The following is a 17038-nucleotide window of genomic DNA, read 5'->3' on the forward strand; positions in this document are numbered from 1 at the left end:
CCCCAGTATTTCTACTGTTGTGTGTGTGATTCGCTTCTGCGAGCGATGTGAGATAACGGGTCCGGACCTGCGCGCGCCAGCCCCCGCAGCCTTTACGGCCGCGTTCGCTAGCCTTTGCGTGGGAGTGGATGACTATCGAAATGATGGTGTGACAGCGTCACGTTGCACCCGCATCCCGATGAGTTGGCCGCCTTTTTTGCGCGCAAACGACAAACGATATCGTCGCCACGCAAGCCCGGCCTCGCTTCTCTCAACAGCTTTGACATAGATCAAAGGAATTTAGTTCCGCGAGAAAATGCTGTCTACGCTCATCTTTTTGTAACGTAATGTTGCGGATGCGCTCGGGAGCCGATGGGGGTAGCTGTGAGGGCTAGCCTGAGGGGGGAAGGGGATGTGGAGCGGGACGTGGCCAAGGCCCGCCGTCGATGGCGGGCCTTGAAGCACAAGGTGCGGCAGGACTTTGGCGACAAGCCTTAGCGGTTGCTAGTGGTGTCGTTTTTATCGGACTTGTTCTTGTTTTTCGACTGCTTGTTGCGGGTCGACGAGGTGGTGCCGTCCTGGGTGCGGCTGCCGCTGGTTCCGGTGGCGCTGCTGCCGCTGCTACCCGAACCGGTGGCGCTGCCGCTACCGTACTGGTCGGTACTGGTCGAGCCGCCGGTCGAGCCGGATTGCCCCGTGGTCGAGCCGCCCGACTGGCTGCCGGTCATGCCGCCACTGCCGGCCGCCTGGCTACCGGCCGAGCCGCTGCCGGTGCCGGATTGCGTTCCGCTGCCGCTGCCGGTGCCGCTGCCGCCACTGCCGGTCTGGCCGCTGGTGCCGGTTTGGCCACTGGTGCCGGACTGGCCGCTACCGCTGCCGGTGCCACCGGTGCCGCTCGTTTGGGCCACTGCGGCCGCGCTCATCAGGATTGCAATCGTCAACGCTGCGAATTTGTTTTTCATGTTGGCTCCTCAATTAGGTTGATAGGAGTCGCTATTTTTTCACAGGGACGAGCAGAGGAAAGTAGGATAGCCGCCCGCGTCGAGGTCGGATTGGGGGAAGCGCGAATGCAAGTCCGCGCCTCAAGCTCAGCGGTAAAGTCAGTGGCGCAACGAGCGGCGCATGACCAACGGCGGCGTTTCCATCGGATTGGCATGCGAGTATTCGAGTTCTTCCGCCAGTTCGAATTCGTAGGCGGCGTAGAAATCGATCAGCTTGGGCTGGTCGGCCCGCACGGCGAGGCGCACTTCTTCGACACCGCAGGCCAGGCCGTGGTGGATCACCGCCTCGAGCAGGTGCTGCGACAGGTTGCTGCCCCGGTAACGCGGCAGTACGCCCATGCGGCAGATCTCCCACACGTCCGATTCGGAATCGAGCGGCAGCCAGCGCACCGAGCCGACGGGCTCGTCGTCGATCAATAAAACAAAACCGCCGCCGTCGCGCAGATGGTCTGCAACGACGACGGCGGTTTCGCGGTGTCCGCTGGAGGTGACGCTGACCTTGCCGGCCCACGCGGCGCGCGTGAGCTCGGCAATCAGTTTGGCATCTTCTTCCGTCGCTTCGCGCACTACGATGTTCATGCCTGGGCTGTCCTTAACGGATGCGCATGCCCGGCTCGGCGCCCGGCCACGGATTCAAAATATAGATGCCGGGATTGGCCTTCTCGTCGGCCGCAGAGGCCGCCAGCACCATGCCTTCGGAGACGCCGAACTTCATCTTGCGCGGCGCCAGGTTGGCGACCAGCACGGTCAGCTTGCCGACCAGCTCTTCCGGCTTGTACATCGATTTGATGCCGGAGAAGACATTGCGGTGGCGGCCTTCGCCGACGTCCAGGGTCAGGCGCAGCAGCTTGTCGGAGCCGTCGACGTGTTCGCAGTTGACGATCTTGGCGATGCGCAAATCGATCTTGACGAAGTCGTCGATCTTGATCTCCGGCGCCAGTTCCTCGATACCGGTGGCGGCCGTCGGCGCGGCGGTGCCGCCCGCAGCGGCGGCGGCGGCAGCAGGGGCCGCGGCCGGGGCGGCTGCGGCCGGAGCGGGCGCGTCGAACAGCTCTTCGATCATCTTGGCATCCACGCGCGTCATCAGGTGGCTGTAGGCGCCGATGGTGCGGCCCAGCATGGCCTGCGAGACGGCGCCGCTGGCGACATCGGTGTCGGCCCATACCAGTTGCTCGTCGTTGAGGAACTTGGCGACGTTGGCGGCCACACCCGGCAGCACCGGCGACAGCAGGATGGTCAGCTGGCGGAACAGGATCAGCGCGGCGGTGCAGACGTCGTGCAATTCCGCGATCTTGGCTTCGTCCTTGGCCAAAATCCACGGCTTGTTCTCGTCGACATACTGGTTGGTGATGTCGGCGATTTCCATGATTTCGCGCAGCGCCTTGCCGAACTCGCGCGCCTCGAAATTGGCGCCGATGCTGGCCTGGCGTTCGACGCCCTCGGCCGTCACCAGCGCGCGCTTGATCCAGCCCTGCGCGCCCTCGGACAGCGAACTGGCCAGCTTGCCGTCGAATTTCTTGGCGATGAAGCCGGCGCAGCGGCTGGCGATGTTGACGTACTTACCGATCAGGTCGCTATTGACGCGCGCGACGAAGTCTTCGCCGGTGAAGTCCAGGTCTTCCACTTTCGAGTTCAGCTTGAAGGCGATGTAGTAGCGCAGCCATTCCGGGTTCATGCCCAGGTTCAGGTAGCGCAGCGGCGAGATGCCGGTGCCGCGCGACTTGGACATTTTTTCGTTGTTGACGGTCAGGTGGCCGTGCACGTTGACCTTGAGCTTGTCGATCACCGGATGGCCGGCGAACTTCAGCATCGCCGGCCAGAACAGCAGGTGGAAGGAAACGATGTCCTTGCCGATGAAGTGGATCTGTTCGGTGGCCGGGTCGTTCAACAGTTCGTTGAAGTCGATGCCTTGCTTCTCGCAATAGTTTTTCAGGCTGGCCAGGTAGCCGACCGGCGCGTCCAGCCAGACGTAGAAGAACTTGCCCGGCGCGTCGGGAATCGGGATGCCGAAGTAGGGCGCATCGCGCGAGATGTCCCAGTCGGCCAGCTTTTCGCCGGACTCGCCCAGCCATTCGCTGACCTTGTTGACCATTTCCGGCTGCAAACGGCCGGGTGTGTTCAGCCATTCCTTGAGGAATTCGTAGCAGCGCGGGTCGGACAGCTTGAAGAAGTACTGTTCCGAGTCCTTGAGCACCGGCGTGGCGTTGGTGAACACCGAGAACGGATTGATCAGTTCGGTCGGCTGGTAGGCCGCGCCGCACACTTCGCAATTGTCGCCGTACTGGTCCTTGGCGTGGCACACCGGGCATTCGCCCTTGATGTTGCGGTCGGCCAGGAACATGCCTTTGACCGGGTCGTAGAAGCGCGGCACGATCTTGGTCTGGATCAGGCCGGCGTCGCGCAGCTTGCGGTAGATGCCCTGCGACAACTCGACGTTTTCCGGCGAGTCGGTCGAGTACCAGTTATCGAAGGCGATGTGGAAGCCGTCGAGGTACTGGGCGCGGCCGGCGGCGATCTTGGCGACGAACTCCTGCGGCGTGATGCCTTCCTTTTCGGCGGCGATCATGATCGGCGTGCCGTGGGTGTCGTCGGCGCCGACGAAGTGCACCGTGCGCGGTGCATCACCGTCGCGCTGCATTCGCTGGAACCGGACCCAGATGTCGGCCTGGATGTACTCCATCATGTGGCCAATATGGAAAGCGGCGTTTGCGTAGGGCAGGGCAGTGGTGACGAACAGCTTGCGGGTCATGGTTGATGCACTTTGTGGGTGGAAAAGGAGCATTTTAACAGTGGAAGCGGCAAGCGGTCACTCCGGCAATGTGGCGCGGCCGGTAATTATGGCGCGATGCGCTAAAATGGGCGCACATTTCACGGAGAGTCACATGAGCATTACAGTAGAAGACGTCAAGGCGGCGCTGTCCAAAATCATTGATCCAAATACAACGAAAGATTACGTCAGCGGCAAGGCCGTCAAGAATTTGAAGGTCGACAACGGTGATATCTCCCTCGATATCGAGCTGGGCTATCCGGCCAAGAGCCAGGTCGACAGCATCCGCGCCAGCGTTATCGCGGGCCTCAAGGCGGTGCCGGGCGCGGGCAACATCAGCGTCGGCGTCTCGACCAAGGTCATCCCGCACACGGTGCAGCGCGGCCTCAAGCTCATGCCGAACGTGAAAAACATCATCGCCGTCGCCTCGGGCAAGGGCGGGGTCGGCAAATCGACCACCGCCGTCAACCTGGCGCTGGCGCTGGCCGCCGAGGGCGCCTCGGTCGGCCTGCTCGACGCCGACATCTACGGTCCGTCGCAGCCGATGATGCTGGGCGTGTCGGGCCGTCCGGAGACCAAGGACGGCAAATCGATGGAGCCGCTGGAAAACCACGGCGTGCAAGTGTCGTCGATCGGCTTCCTGATCGACCCGGACGAGCCGATGGTGTGGCGCGGCCCGATGGTCACGCAGGCGCTGCAGCAACTGCTGGAGCAGACCAACTGGCGCGACCTGGACTATCTGATCGTCGACATGCCGCCGGGCACCGGCGATATCCAGCTGACCTTGTCGCAGAAGGTGCCCGTCACCGGCGCCGTCATCGTCACCACGCCGCAGGACATCGCGCTGCTGGACGCGCGCAAGGGCCTGAAGATGTTCGAGAAGGTCGGCATTCCGATCCTGGGCATCGTCGAGAACATGAGCACGCATATTTGCTCGAACTGCGGCCACGCGGAGGAAATCTTCGGCGCCGGCGGCGGCGCCAAGATGTGCAAGGACTTCAACGTCGAGTTCCTCGGCGCGCTGCCGCTGACGATGGCGATCCGCGAGCAGGCCGATTCCGGCAAGCCGACGGTGGTGGCCGATCCGGACGGCCAGGTCGCCGCCATCTATAAAGACATCGCCCGCAAGATCGCGGTGCAGGTGTCCGAGAAGGCCAAGGACATGACCAGCAAGTTCCCGAGCATCGTTATCAAGAACGATTAAGGCGGCGACGAGGTAAAATAGCTGCTTTTACATCTCAGCTTTCTTACCTCGATGACCACACCAGCCACGCCAGTCCGTACCCGCTTTGCTCCCAGCCCGACCGGCTTCCTCCACCTCGGCGGCGCCCGCACGGCGCTGTACTCGTGGGCTTTCGCCCGTCACTTCGGCGGCACCTTCGTGCTGCGCATCGAGGACACCGACCTGGAGCGCTCCACGCCGGAAGCGGTGCAAGCCATCATCGAAGGCATGGAATGGCTGGGCCTGAACCACGACGAAGGCCCGTTCTACCAGATGCAGCGCATGGACCGCTACCGCGAGGTGGTGGGCCAGATGCTGACCGCCGGCACCGCCTACCACTGCTACTCGTCGCCGGAAGAAGTCGAAGCGATGCGCGAGCGCATGCGCGCGGCCGGCGAAAAGCCGCGCTACGACGGCACCTGGCGTCCCGAGCCGGGCAAGACCCTGCCGGCGATTCCGGAAGGCCGCAAGCCGGTGGTGCGTTTCAAAAACCCGCTCGACGGCGAAGTGACCTGGGACGATTTCGTCAAAGGCACCATCACCATCGGCAACAAGGAACTGGACGATCTGGTCATCGCCCGTCCCGACGGCACGCCGACCTATAACTTCTGCGTGGCCGTCGACGACTGGGACATGCAGATCAGCCACGTGCTGCGCGGCGACGACCACGTCAACAACACGCCACGTCAAATCAACATCCTGCGCGCGATCGGCGCGCCGCTGCCGTTGTACGGCCACCTGCCGATGATCCTCGGTTCCGACGGCCAGAAGATGTCCAAGCGTAAGGACGCGGTCAACGTCATGGAATATCCGGCGCAAGGTTATCTGCCGGAAGCGATCCTGAACTATCTGGCGCGCCTGGGCTGGAGCCACGGCGACGACGAAGTGTTTTCGATGGAGCAGGTTATTAGCTGGTTCGACGGCTCGCATCTGTCCAACTCGGCCGCGCAGTTCAACATCGAAAAACTGAACTGGCTCAACAACCACTATATCAAGCAGGCCGACAACGCACGCCTGGCCGAGCTGGCCAAGCCGCGCATGCTGGCCGCCGGCGCCGAGTTCGAAGGCGCCCCCGATCTGCCGGCCGTGCTGGCGCTGATGAAGGAGCGCACCAATACCGTCAACGAACTGGCCGACGCGGCGATGCTGTTCTACCGAGCGCCGCAGCCGGACGCGGCGCTGCTGGCTCAGCATCTGACCGACGCCGTCAAGCCGGCGCTGGCGCAGTTCGCCGACCGCTGCAAGACGGTGGAGTGGAGCAAGGAAGCGCTGGCCGCGATGATCAAGGAAGTGCTTGCCGCGAATAGCTTGAAGATGCCGCAGATCGCCATGCCGCTGCGCCTGATCGTCACCGGTCAACTGCAGACGCCGGCCATCGATGCGGTGTTGCAGATCTTCGGTCGCGACGCGATTGTTGCGCGTCTGGCGAAATTTCTCTGAGTTTGAATTAAAACCAGAGCAAAGTTGCAAAAGGGTATTTGCATAGTGCGGCTTCTTTGCTATACTCTTGTTTCTGCGCCAACGGGGGTATAGCTCAGCTGGGAGAGCGCTTGCATGGCATGCAAGAGGTCAGCGGTTCGATCCCGCTTACCTCCACCAAGAAACTTTGGTGACAGTTGAAAATGCGCAGAAACGTAGTGGCAGTTTGGTTGTTCGCGGTCCCCATCGTCTAGAGGCCTAGGACATCACCCTTTCACGGTGAGTACGGGGGTTCGAATCCCCCTGGGGACGCCAAGTTGTAAAGTAGTAGAGTTGTAGTTGACGTTGTTTGTACTGATTTGTTTGATGTTTGGCTTCATGCTGGATAGATACAAGTAGTGAAAACAAAAGTCGCGCAAGCGGCTTTTATTATTTCTGCGCCCGGGGGGTATAGCTCAGCTGGGAGAGCGCTTGCATGGCATGCAAGAGGTCAGCGGTTCGATCCCGCTTACCTCCACCACTGCGCGGAGATGATAGTGACGACGTAGTAACCGTAGTGCCAAGGTCCCCATCGTCTAGAGGCCTAGGACATCACCCTTTCACGGTGAGTACGGGGGTTCGAATCCCCCTGGGGACGCCAGCTTTGCCAGGCTGACGAGTAGTAGAAGAGGTAGTTGCAGCACCGTAGTACGACAGAAGACTTTCTGCGCCCGGGGGGTATAGCTCAGCTGGGAGAGCGCTTGCATGGCATGCAAGAGGTCAGCGGTTCGATCCCGCTTACCTCCACCATTAGCGCAGAGAGCACCGACATGTCCCCATCGTCTAGAGGCCTAGGACATCACCCTTTCACGGTGAGTACGGGGGTTCGAATCCCCCTGGGGACGCCAGTATTTGATTCGATGATGAAGCCGCCTTGTGCGGCTTTTTTGTATTTGCGCCGCCGCTTTCGCGCGCTTTTGTTTTCGTGGGTGCTCGTTGCCGGGCTGCCAATCTTGCGGGAATATCGTGCAAAAACAAGGGTTTGCTATTGCGTTCGGTGAATTTGACTGCTATGATTCGCGCCTTGGAAAAGTCCCCATCGTCTAGAGGCCTAGGACATCACCCTTTCACGGTGAGTACGGGGGTTCGAATCCCCCTGGGGACGCCAGATTTTTCCAGTCTTACCAGCAGTCTAGAGTTTTACCAGCAGTTCAGGTCAGCAACACGGACAGATTTCTGTCCCCATCGTCTAGAGGCCTAGGACATCACCCTTTCACGGTGAGTACGGGGGTTCGAATCCCCCTGGGGACGCCAAACAAGCAATATGCAAAAAGCCGCCTCGCGCGGCTTTTTGCATTGTCCGGCGCGTTTTTCACGCATTTTTTTAATACGTCACCATTGGAAGGTCGGATACCGCGGCGGCATCGTCGGCGAGATCTGATACCACGGCCCGGTACGTGGAATATTCCACGGCGCGCGCGCCAGCTCCAGCCCGAACGGTTCCATCCCGCCGGTCATAAACGGCGACAGCATCCCTTGCGGCGACAGCATGCCTTGCTGGGCCATCATGCCTTGCGGCGCCATCATGCCCGCGATGACCGGCTGCTGCAGCATGTGCGCTTGCGGCGCCACCGCCGGCTGCTGCACCGCTTGCCCGGTCGTCGTTTGCAGGCCCACCGCCACCAGCACATCCGGCATGCCGAAACCGGTGCGGCTCTGGTCGCCCAGGCTGACCCGGCGCGCGCTGGCGCGGATGATCTGGAACAGCCGCTCGACGCGCTCGGCGCCGCGCACCTTGTACTGCGGGGTCTGGAAATCCGGATGGTGCGCCAGGGTCAGCGCGGCCAGGCCGGTGATGTGCGGGGTCGCCATCGAGGTGCCGTCCCAGGCCGCGAAGTTATTCGGCGGCACGCATGACGTGATCGCCACACCAGGTCCGCATACGCCAACCTGCGGTCCGAAGCAGCTGAACTTGGCGGTGAAATAACCGTAGGCGTCGACGTTGGAATCGAGCGTCTGCGCGTGGTAGCTGTCGATCGGGAACTCGTCGAGCTTGCCGATGGCCGCCACCGCCAGCACGTTCGGCGACGAGGCAGGATATTGCACCGGACCGCCCGAGTTGCCGGCCGCGACGATGCAGGCGATGCCGGCCCGCTTGGCGCGCAGGATTTGCTGTTCCAGCGCCTCGGACACTTCGGCCCCGCCCAGGCTCAGGTTGACGACATCGATCTGTTTCTCGATGCAGTACTCGAGCGCGTCGATCAGCTGGCTGACCTGGCCGCCCGGGAACAGCTTGCACGCATGGACCTCGGTGTCGGGCGCGAAGCCGCGTATGCCGGAGGCGATGTCGGCCGCCGCGATGATGCCGGCACAATGACTGCCGTGGCCCATCGTGTCCTGGTCCCAGCCCTCGGGATCGGTCTTCTTATTCATCACGTCGAAGCCGGCCTTGATGCCGTGCAGATTGTCGTGCGAGGTGGCCGCGCCGGAATCGACGACGGCGATCTTGATGCCCTGGCCCCGGTAGGCGCCCGGCAACTGGTCGAGCCGCATCGCCTTCTGTCCCCAGCCGAGCGCGCGCTGGCGTGGAAAGCCCGCCAGCGCCGGCCAGTCCGACAGCGCGCGCAGCGCCACCACATTGGCTTCGTCGGTGCTGATGTCGGGATCGCGCTGGTAGAAGCTCCAGTAGTCCGCCTTGGGTTTCACGTACAGGCCGGTGATCGACTCCGGCGTCTCGCCGAACAGCGACAACGTGACCTGGCCGTTGGCGTCGGTCTTGCCGCTGGCCGGCATCATGCCGCCGAACAGCGACACCTCGGCGTCCGCCTGCGGCGCGCCGTCCTTGCCGATCACGCTGATGACGGCGTTGACGACCGGACCGCCGCCGCTGGGCATGACGCCGGTCACCATCTGCGGCTGGCGCAGCGCCGGCTCCATCAAGGTCAGGTGCTGGTCGTGCTCGACCAGCAATCGCCCCTGGCCCTGCTGGTGCAGCAGGGCCGCTTTCTGTTCCGTCATGCGCGCCACCAGCACGCCCTGGCTGCCGCCCATGCCGTCGGCCAGCGCGCCCAGCACCGATTTGGGACCGACCGTATCGACCACTTCGATGTCGGCGCTGTTGCGCAGCGCCTGTTCCAGCGCCGAGAACTGCAGCGGCTGGAAGCCCAGCGTTTGCAAGCCCTCCGGCACCTGGCGCGGCGCGACGACGTATTGTTTCTTGCGCGAGCCGACGGCGCGACCGACGCTGTCGGCCCGGCTGTCGGCCGCCCGCGCGGCATTGCCGTCGGCGGGACCGGCGGTGGGGGAGTCCCCGACAGGGGTGGCGGCGGGGCCGGCAGCGACGGCGCCGGCGGCATCATCGCCTGCGCCGCCGGAGCTGCCGGTCGCCGACGTGCCGCCACCGGTGGTGGTGCCGGTGGCACTGGCGGCGGCGGGGCCGCCGGATGCGGCGCCGGTCCCGCGGCCGCCGCCGCGCCCTTCAGTACTGGGCGCGGCGGCCGGTTCGCCGCCGCTTGATGTGGACTCCGGCGGCATCGGTGCGCCGCCGTTGGGATTCTTGGGCATGTGGATTCCTTTCAAATCGGACCGACCGCGCCGCTGTCGAACATCGACAGCGGGCGGTCCGGTTCTATCGTCAATTGGTGGGTGGGGGCGCTGGCGTCGCGGAACTGCTGCTGCAGCCGTTGCGCGGTGTCTTCGCTGATTTCCAAAACGGCTGTGTGCGGCTGTCCGCGCGGGCCGATCAGATCGATCACGGTGATCTCGGGATCCGTCTCGGCCAACGCCAGAAAGTCCGTCAGCGGCGTGCCGCTGGCGGCGTGGATCAGATACCTGGCCTTGCCTGGCGCGGTTTGCGCATGGCTCATGGGTTTCTCCTTAAAGCAGCGCCCTCCGAGGCCGAAGCCGTCGGAGGGCAAGGACGGCGTGCGGCGCCGTCGCCTCAGCGTCTCAGTGCGGCATCAGTGCAGCGTTTGCTGACCGCCATACATCGCGCCGTTGCCGACTTGCTGCTGAGCTAACTGGGCCAGTTGGGCTTGCTGGGCGGCTTGCTGGGCGTAAGCGGCAGTGATCGGATCGGTGCCGAACGGCAGCATGCCGCCCAGCTGGCCGGCGATGCCGCCGATGGCGTTGCCCATCCCCGCGTTGCCGAACGCGCCGCCAATCGCGCCGCCCAATGGCTGGGCGACGTTCTTGATCAGGTTGCCGAACCAGCCGCCTTGCGGCATCAGTCCCTGCGCGTCCTGCATCTGCTGCATCTGCTGCATCTGGGCTTCCTGCATGGCGTAGGCTTGGGCCATCGGATCGGCGCTGAACGGCAGGAAGTTATGGTTCTGTCCGGTTGGCAGGCTGCCGATGCGCGGCCCCATGATTCCCGTGTTGCCGATCGTGGGCGAGATGGCGCTGGTGAACGGGCGCTGTTGGCGCATCAGGTTGCTGAACCAGCTTTGCGATGGAATCATGCCCTGCAGTTGCAACTGCTGCAGTTGCGCCTCTTGTTGTGCTTGCGCGTAGGCTTGCATTGGATCGGCGCCGAACGGCAGCATGCCGCCCAGCTGGCCGGCGATGCCGCCGATGGTGTTGCCCATGCCGGCGTTACCGAAAGCGCCGCCGATCGCGCCGCCCAACGGCCGCGCCACTTGTTTCACCATATTGCCGAACCAGCCTTGCGCAGACAGATCGCCCGGCTGCTGCATCTGCTGCATCATCTGTTGCTGCTGTAATTGTTGTTGTAGCTGGAGCTGTTGCAGCTGTTGTTGCTGTGCGTAGGCGGCGCTGACAGGGTCGACGCCCAGCGGCAGGAAGGAGCCGCCGATGCCGCCGGCCATCTGGCCGATCTGGTTGCCCAGTTTGGCGTTGCCGAACAGGCCGCCGATGCCTCGTCCGATCAGGCCCCCGAGCGGGGCGCCGAACATGCCGCCGAGGAAGCCCATCGGCGCCATGCCGCCCATCTGGCCCATCTGGCCCATCGGCCCCATTTGTTGCGGCGCTAGTTGTTGTCCATAGTATTGTTGAAACTCATTCATGACATCTCCTTGTTATTGGTTCATGTTGTGGATCGCGTTTGATCCAGCGCCAGTGCGCCGCCACCCGCCTTGCCTTTTATTGTTCTCGTTCGTTGTGCAAGGTCGGGCGGCGGCCCTGGGCTGGAAGGAATTGGACCTGCGGCGGGAAGGGAAGTTTTGGTATTCTTGGTTCCCGTCGTACGTTAATCAGGTATCATCCAGCCTCATTTTTAAACCGCTCCCCATCATGACTTTGCGCAGCCTCGATCTCTTTTGCCGTGTCGTCGACAACTACGGCGACATCGGCATCTGCTGGCGCCTGGCCCGCCAGTTGCGTCGCGAACACGCGCTCGACGTGCGGCTGTGGGTGGACGATCTGGTCAGCTTCCGGCGCCTCTGCCCGCAAGTGGCGACCGACGCCGAGACCCAACTGATCGACGGCGTCACCGTGCGCCACTGGCGCGGCCAGGACGGCGTCTACGGCGCCGCCGACGTGGCCGACATCGTCATCGAGTTTTTCGCCTGCGACATCCCGCCCGGCTACATCACCGCGATGGCCGAGTGCGTGCCGCGTCCGGTCTGGTTCAATCTGGAGGGCTTGACGGCCGAGGAGTGGGTCGAGGGTTGCCACCGGTTGACATCGCCCCATCCGCGCCTGCCGCTGACCAAGCATTTCTTCTTCCCGGGCTTTACCGACAAGACCGGCGGCCTGCTGCGCGAGGCGGCGCTGGAGCCCGAGCGGCTGGCGTTCCAGTCGGACCCGGCCGCGATGGCGGCGTTCCTGGCCGGGCTGGGCGTGACGGCGCGCGAACTGGCCGCGACCAAGGTGTCGCTGTTCTGCTATCCGCACGCGCCGGTCGCGGCCTTGTTCGACGCCTGGCGGCGGGGCGGCGAGGCCATCGTTTGCCTGGTGCCAGAAGGCGTCGCCGCCGAGGCGCTGCAAGCGTTCCTCGGCGGACCGGCCACGGCGGGCGCGGCGGCCACCGACGGCGCGTTGACGGTGCGGGTGCTGCCGTTCGTGCCGCAGCCCGACTACGACAAATTGCTGTGGGCCTGCGACCTGAACTTCGTGCGCGGGGAGGATTCCTTCGTGCGCGCCCAGTGGGCCGGCAAGCCGTTCGTCTGGCATATCTATCCGCAGGATGAGAATCTGCACCACAAGAAGTTGCGCGCCTTCCTGCAACGCTACGCGGCCGCGCTGCCGGCGCTGGAACAATTTTCGCTGGACTGGAACGGCGCCCCGACGGCGGCCGGGCAGGGCGACAACGCGCGCTTGTGGCGCGCCTTCCACCAGGAGATGCCGCAAATGGCCGCGCGCGCCGAAGAGTGGCGGCAACAGATGTTGGCCAACGGCGATCTGGCCGCCAACCTGATGCGTTTCGCCGCCAGCTTGAGATAGGCGTCGCGGGAAAAGCCGGGTATAATGCCGGGTTAATCTCGCACATTTTTACTGGATCAACCGTGAGCTGACGGCTTTTGGCCCGGCGACAGATGATTTTTACGCAACCTACTTTTTACGTACACTCCCTATGAAACCTGCAAAAGAAATTCGTGTTGGCAATATCATCATGGTCGAAGGCAAACCATTCATCGTGCTGCGCTCCGATGTGAACGGTTCGAGCCGCACGGGCTTCACGTACAAATGGAAGATGAAGAATCTTCTGACCAACAGCCCGCTGGAAAACGTCTTCCGCGGCGACGACAAGTTCGACGTGGTCGTGCTGGACAAAAAGCCGGTGACCTACTCGTACTTCGCCGATCCGCTGTACGTCTTCATGGACGCGGACTACGAACAGTATGAAATCGAAGAAGAGAACCTGGGCGAAGCGCTGAACTACCTGAAAGACGGTATGGAATGCGAAGCCGTGTTCTACGACGGCAAGGCGATCTCGGTCGAACTGCCGACCACCATCGCGCGCCAGATCGTGTACTCGGAGCCTGCGGTCAAGGGCAACACTTCGGGCAACGTCCTGAAAGAAGCCAAGATCGAAAACGCCATCGAATCGAAGCAGCACACCGTTCAAGTGCCACTGTTCGTGAGCCAGGACGACGTCATCGAGATCGACACCCGCACCAACGAATACAAGCGCATCGTTCGTAACTAATACTTCGATATTAAGCACTATCAATGCAGCGATAATCGCCGAACATCGGCGATTTTGTAGCAAAAAAGCACGCCCGCAACCGTCGGCGTGCTTTTTTTACGCCTAAAAGTAGGCCAAATGCAATTAATTGCTGAAATAGAAGTAATTTTTGTGGTGTGGGTGTCAACACGCTGATATATTAATGCGACGCAACAAAGTTTGCGTATTGATGATCGCTGGATCATCCACCACTACCACACACGGGGACGGTATGGATCGCAGGCAGTTTGTTCGAATCGGCGTCGCGGCGGGCGCCGCCGGCGCCACCCGGGCCCAGGCCGCGCCTGCGGCGGCCGGAAAACCCGCCGGCGGCATTCTCGACGCCGGCGTTCGCGAGCAGCAGCAGATGATGGAGGCCGGCAAGCTGACCTCGCACGCGCTGACGTCCCAATACCTGGCGCGCATCCGCACCATCGACAAGGCCGGCCCGCGCATCAACGCCATCATAGAAATCAATCCGGAGGCGCTCAAGATCGCGCTCGAGATGGACCGCGAGCGGCATCTGAAGCGCGTGCGCGGACCGCTGCACGGCATCCCCGTCCTGTTAAAAGACAATATCGCCACCGGCGACCGCATGAGCACCACGGCCGGCTCGCTGGCGCTATCCAACGTGCGGGCGGCGCGCGACGCCCACGTTGCCGCGCAACTGCGCGCGGCCGGCGCCGTCATCATCGGCAAGACCAACTTGAGCGAGTGGGCCAATATGCGCTCGACGCACTCGGTCAGCGGCTGGAGCGCGCGCGGCGGACTGACATTGAATCCGTATTCGCTCGACCGCAACTGCAGCGGTTCGAGCTCCGGCTCGGGCGCGGCCATCGCCGCCGGCCTGGCCACCCTGGCGGTGGGCACGGAGACCGACGGCTCGATCGTCTCGCCGGCGTCGATCTGCGGCCTGGTGGGCATCAAGCCGACCTTGGGACTGGTCAGCCGCAGCGGCATCATCCCGATCGCCCATTCGCAGGACACGGCCGGCCCGATGGCGCGCAGCGTGGCCGACGCCGCGCTGATGCTGGCGGCGATGAGCGGCGTCGATCCTAAGGACCCGATCACCAAGGAAGGCGCGGGCAAGGGCGGCGACTACATGGAGGCGCTGCGGACGGGCGGGTTGAAAGGCGCGCGCATCGGCGTGGCGCGCAACTTCTTCGGCGAGAACGTCGACGTCGACGCGGTCATCGAAAAAGCGCTGGCCGAGCTGAGGGCGCAGGGCGCGGTGCTGATCGAGACCGAGGTGCCGAACGCGAACAAGTATGGCGAGACCGAGACCGAGGTGATGCTGTACGAGTTCAAGGCCGACCTGGCCGCGTACCTGAAAGAGTACGCGCCCAACGCGTCGGTGGCCAACATGGCCGACGTCATCGCCTTCAACCAGAAACACCGCCAGCAGGAGCTGCCGTACTTCGGCCAGGAGCAGATGGAGCGCGCGCAGCAGAAGGGTGGGTTGGACACGCCCGCCTACCGCGAGGCGCTGGCCAACAACCACCGTTACGCGCGGGCCGAGGGCATCGACCGCGTGATGCGCGAGCATCAGTTGGACGCGCTGGTGGCGCCGACCGGCGGCCCGGCATGGCTGACGGACTTCGTCAACGGCGATCATTTCACCGGCAGCTTCTCGTCGCCGGCGGCCGTGGCGGGCTATCCGCACATCACCGTGCCGGCGGGCTATGTGCATGGCTTGCCGGTCGGGCTGTCGTTCGTCGGCGCGGCCTACAGCGACGCGGCGCTGATCCGCATGGCCTACTCGTACGAGCAGGCCACCTTGCACCGGCGCGCGCCGCAGTTCCCGCCCAGCGTGTCGCTGGCGGTGCGCTAGGTTGCAACCCGCACGGCCAACCAGGGTCGTACCCAACGGGTACGACCCTTAAGCGGTATGGCATGCGTGGCGGGGAAGGCTGGCCGGGTTGGATCTGCTATTTGAGGAAGCGGAAGGTCGGCTCGATATTTCGTTCTTGCAGATGCCGCACGATGTCTTCGATGGTGGCGTCCTTGAGCAGCAGGCCGCCCAGCGTGGCGCTGGCCTTTACCGGCGCCGGTACCGCTGGCGATGTGGTTCCGGCGTCGGCGCCAAGCCGGTTTCCAAGCACTTCAAGCGCATGCTCGAACTCCTTTGCTGTGATGCCGCGCAAACCTTCCAGGAACGCCGTCTGTGCGGCCACGGGTGGCTGCATGTCCAGCCCCAGATCGTCGGCGAATGACGCTCCCATGCCCGGATTGATGAACGCCGCCCACAGGCCGCTGGATTGATGCAAGGATGGCGGCAGCTCGACCACCGATTTGTCGACATCGATGTCCTGCTGCGCGAAGTAGGCCTGGTGCAGCAAGGCTTTCAGTTGCCGCAGCCGCGCCGCCGGCACCGGCGTTTCCAGCGACAGCCACAGGCCGTAGCTGTCGCCGCCCGACACGCTCACCGCCGGCGCGGGCAATCCCAGCTCCGTTTGCAGCGCGTTCGCCGTCTCGCACAACTGGCGCCAATGGCCATCGTCGGGCAGCTTGCGGAATTCGATCACCAGCGCGCGCGCCAGGCCGTCGCCGCTGGTCAGATCGACGCCGATCGTCCGCTCGCCGCGTAGATGCGCCTCCAGCTCCGCATCGTCGTGACGGCGGTCGTCGGGTAAATAAAGCCTGCGCAGCTCCGCGATTAACTTTCGCATCGATCTTTCCTTTCAATCTCTAATCTTATTTGTGGCGCATTATCCATCTTTTAATGTCCTTACGCCGACTGCAGCGGGGCGCGCCATTCGGTGAGGTAGTGCTGCGGCGTTTTGCCGAGGATGCGGCGGAACATGGCGCTGAAGGCGCTGGGGCTGGCGTAGCCCAGCGCCGCCGCGATCTCGCCCACGCCTTGTCCCCGAGCCAGGCGGCCGAAGGCCTCGGCCAGGTGCACTTGCTGCACCCACTGGCGGTAGTGCAGGCCGGTCTCCTTCGGAAATAGCCGTATCAGCGTGCGCGCGCTGGCGCCCACATCGCCGGCCCAGTCCTCGATGGTGCGCGGGCTTCCCGGATCGTCCATGATGGCCGAGCATACCGCCAGCAGGCGGCGGTCGCGCGGCCACGGAATCGCCACCGGCACCGTCTCGGCCGCCGCCAGCTCCGACAGGATCAGCATCGCCAGATGCTCGCCGCGCCCGGGCTGCGGATATTCGACCGGCTCCGCCAGCAACGCCAGTATCAGCTCGCGCAGCAGCGGGCTCACTTCGATCACCCGGCAGCCCTCGCCGAACGCCGTCGCCGCGCCGGCCTCGATGTAGATGGTCCGCATCGTCACCTTGCCGATCGAGGTCCAGTGGTGCACCACGCCGGGCGGTATCATCAGCGCGCGGCGCGGCGGCAGTATCCACACGCCGGATTCGGTCTGCACGCGCATCAGGCCCTCGGTGGCGTACAGCAGTTGCGCGCGTTCGTGGCTGTGCGGCTTGGCCGATACGCCATGCCCGGCGTCGCGCGCCATCGCGGTGACCACGCGCGGCACGCGCTGGTAGTCGCGATGGTCGCTGCTGCGGGCAGGGGAGGGAAGTTTGTTTGTCACT

Annotated in this window: 13 protein-coding genes and 8 tRNA genes; 13 read left to right on the forward strand and 8 right to left on the reverse strand. The window is 63.8% G+C overall.

Annotated elements, in window-relative coordinates; translation table 11 throughout:
* Window positions 1–473 precede the first annotated feature (473 nt).
* From NHH88_12075 to metG, 3 genes are all read right to left on the reverse strand, one after another.
* Window positions 474–941: a hypothetical protein gene (locus NHH88_12075; protein USX16475.1), complete on the reverse strand. Its 468-nt coding sequence runs from the start codon at window positions 939–941 to the stop codon at window positions 474–476.
* Between the two features lie 138 nt (window positions 942–1079).
* Window positions 1080–1559, reverse strand: coding sequence for a GNAT family N-acetyltransferase (locus NHH88_12080; protein ID USX16476.1), 480 nt, complete (start codon window positions 1557–1559; stop codon window positions 1080–1082).
* A 13-nt stretch (window positions 1560–1572) separates the two neighbouring features.
* Entirely contained in the window at window positions 1573–3729 is a 2157-nt protein-coding gene (gene metG, locus NHH88_12085) for a methionine--tRNA ligase (GenBank protein ID USX16477.1), read from the reverse strand.
* Window positions 3730–3862: 133 nt separating this feature from the next.
* Between metG and apbC the strand changes: the two genes are divergently transcribed.
* From apbC to NHH88_12135, 10 genes are all read left to right on the forward strand, one after another.
* A complete protein-coding gene (gene apbC / locus NHH88_12090) occupies window positions 3863–4951 on the forward strand; it encodes an iron-sulfur cluster carrier protein ApbC (protein ID USX16478.1) in 1089 nt (362 codons plus the stop codon).
* A 51-nt stretch (window positions 4952–5002) separates the two neighbouring features.
* Complete coding sequence (gltX, locus tag NHH88_12095; GenBank protein USX16479.1) at window positions 5003–6409, forward strand: glutamate--tRNA ligase; 1407 nt, start codon at window positions 5003–5005, stop codon at window positions 6407–6409.
* Window positions 6410–6492: 83 nt separating this feature from the next.
* Window positions 6493–6568: transfer RNA gene (locus NHH88_12100), tRNA-Ala, on the forward strand.
* A 59-nt stretch (window positions 6569–6627) separates the two neighbouring features.
* Window positions 6628–6703: transfer RNA gene (locus tag NHH88_12105), tRNA-Glu, on the forward strand.
* A gap of 129 nt (window positions 6704–6832) precedes the next feature.
* Window positions 6833–6908 (forward strand) — tRNA-Ala (locus tag NHH88_12110).
* Window positions 6909–6952: 44 nt separating this feature from the next.
* Window positions 6953–7028 (forward strand) — tRNA-Glu (locus NHH88_12115).
* Between the two features lie 73 nt (window positions 7029–7101).
* Window positions 7102–7177, forward strand: a tRNA-Ala gene (locus NHH88_12120).
* A 22-nt stretch (window positions 7178–7199) separates the two neighbouring features.
* Window positions 7200–7275 (forward strand) — tRNA-Glu (locus NHH88_12125).
* A 184-nt stretch (window positions 7276–7459) separates the two neighbouring features.
* Window positions 7460–7535: transfer RNA gene (locus tag NHH88_12130), tRNA-Glu, on the forward strand.
* 70 nt (window positions 7536–7605) lie between these two features.
* Window positions 7606–7681: transfer RNA gene (locus NHH88_12135), tRNA-Glu, on the forward strand.
* Between the two features lie 78 nt (window positions 7682–7759).
* Here the strand turns inward: NHH88_12135 and NHH88_12140 are convergent.
* The 3 genes from NHH88_12140 to NHH88_12150 form a co-directional block, all read right to left on the reverse strand.
* Complete coding sequence (locus NHH88_12140; GenBank protein USX16480.1) at window positions 7760–9931, reverse strand: S8 family serine peptidase; 2172 nt, start codon at window positions 9929–9931, stop codon at window positions 7760–7762.
* 11 nt (window positions 9932–9942) lie between these two features.
* Entirely contained in the window at window positions 9943–10233 is a 291-nt protein-coding gene (locus tag NHH88_12145) for a hypothetical protein (protein ID USX16481.1), read from the reverse strand.
* Window positions 10234–10326: 93 nt separating this feature from the next.
* The gene (locus tag NHH88_12150; GenBank protein ID USX16482.1) at window positions 10327–11391 is read right to left on the reverse strand and encodes a hypothetical protein; all 1065 of its coding nucleotides are present in this window, start codon (window positions 11389–11391) and stop codon (window positions 10327–10329) included.
* 226 nt (window positions 11392–11617) lie between these two features.
* On the opposite strand from NHH88_12150, the gene earP reads away from it, so the two are divergent.
* The 3 genes from earP to NHH88_12165 all read left to right on the forward strand — a co-directional run bounded on the left by earP (window position 11618) and on the right by NHH88_12165 (window position 15324).
* Window positions 11618–12769: an elongation factor P maturation arginine rhamnosyltransferase EarP gene (gene earP / locus NHH88_12155; GenBank protein ID USX16483.1), complete on the forward strand. Its 1152-nt coding sequence runs from the start codon at window positions 11618–11620 to the stop codon at window positions 12767–12769.
* A 130-nt stretch (window positions 12770–12899) separates the two neighbouring features.
* Window positions 12900–13475, forward strand: a complete 576-nt coding sequence (locus NHH88_12160) for an elongation factor P (protein USX16484.1) — start codon at window positions 12900–12902, stop codon at window positions 13473–13475.
* Between the two features lie 250 nt (window positions 13476–13725).
* Window positions 13726–15324, forward strand: a complete 1599-nt coding sequence (locus NHH88_12165) for an amidase (GenBank protein USX16485.1) — start codon at window positions 13726–13728, stop codon at window positions 15322–15324.
* A 97-nt stretch (window positions 15325–15421) separates the two neighbouring features.
* Here NHH88_12165 and NHH88_12170 read toward each other — a convergent pair whose 3' ends face one another.
* Together NHH88_12170 and NHH88_12175 are read right to left on the reverse strand one after the other, a co-directional pair.
* The gene (locus NHH88_12170; GenBank protein USX16486.1) at window positions 15422–16162 is read right to left on the reverse strand and encodes a hypothetical protein; all 741 of its coding nucleotides are present in this window, start codon (window positions 16160–16162) and stop codon (window positions 15422–15424) included.
* A 59-nt stretch (window positions 16163–16221) separates the two neighbouring features.
* The gene (locus NHH88_12175) at window positions 16222–17037 is read right to left on the reverse strand and encodes a helix-turn-helix transcriptional regulator (protein USX16487.1); all 816 of its coding nucleotides are present in this window, start codon (window positions 17035–17037) and stop codon (window positions 16222–16224) included.
* Between the last annotated feature and the right edge of the window lies 1 nt (window position 17038).

The organism is Oxalobacteraceae bacterium OTU3CAMAD1 (assembly GCA_024123915.1).
Lineage (GTDB): Bacteria > Pseudomonadota > Gammaproteobacteria > Burkholderiales > Burkholderiaceae_D > Rugamonas.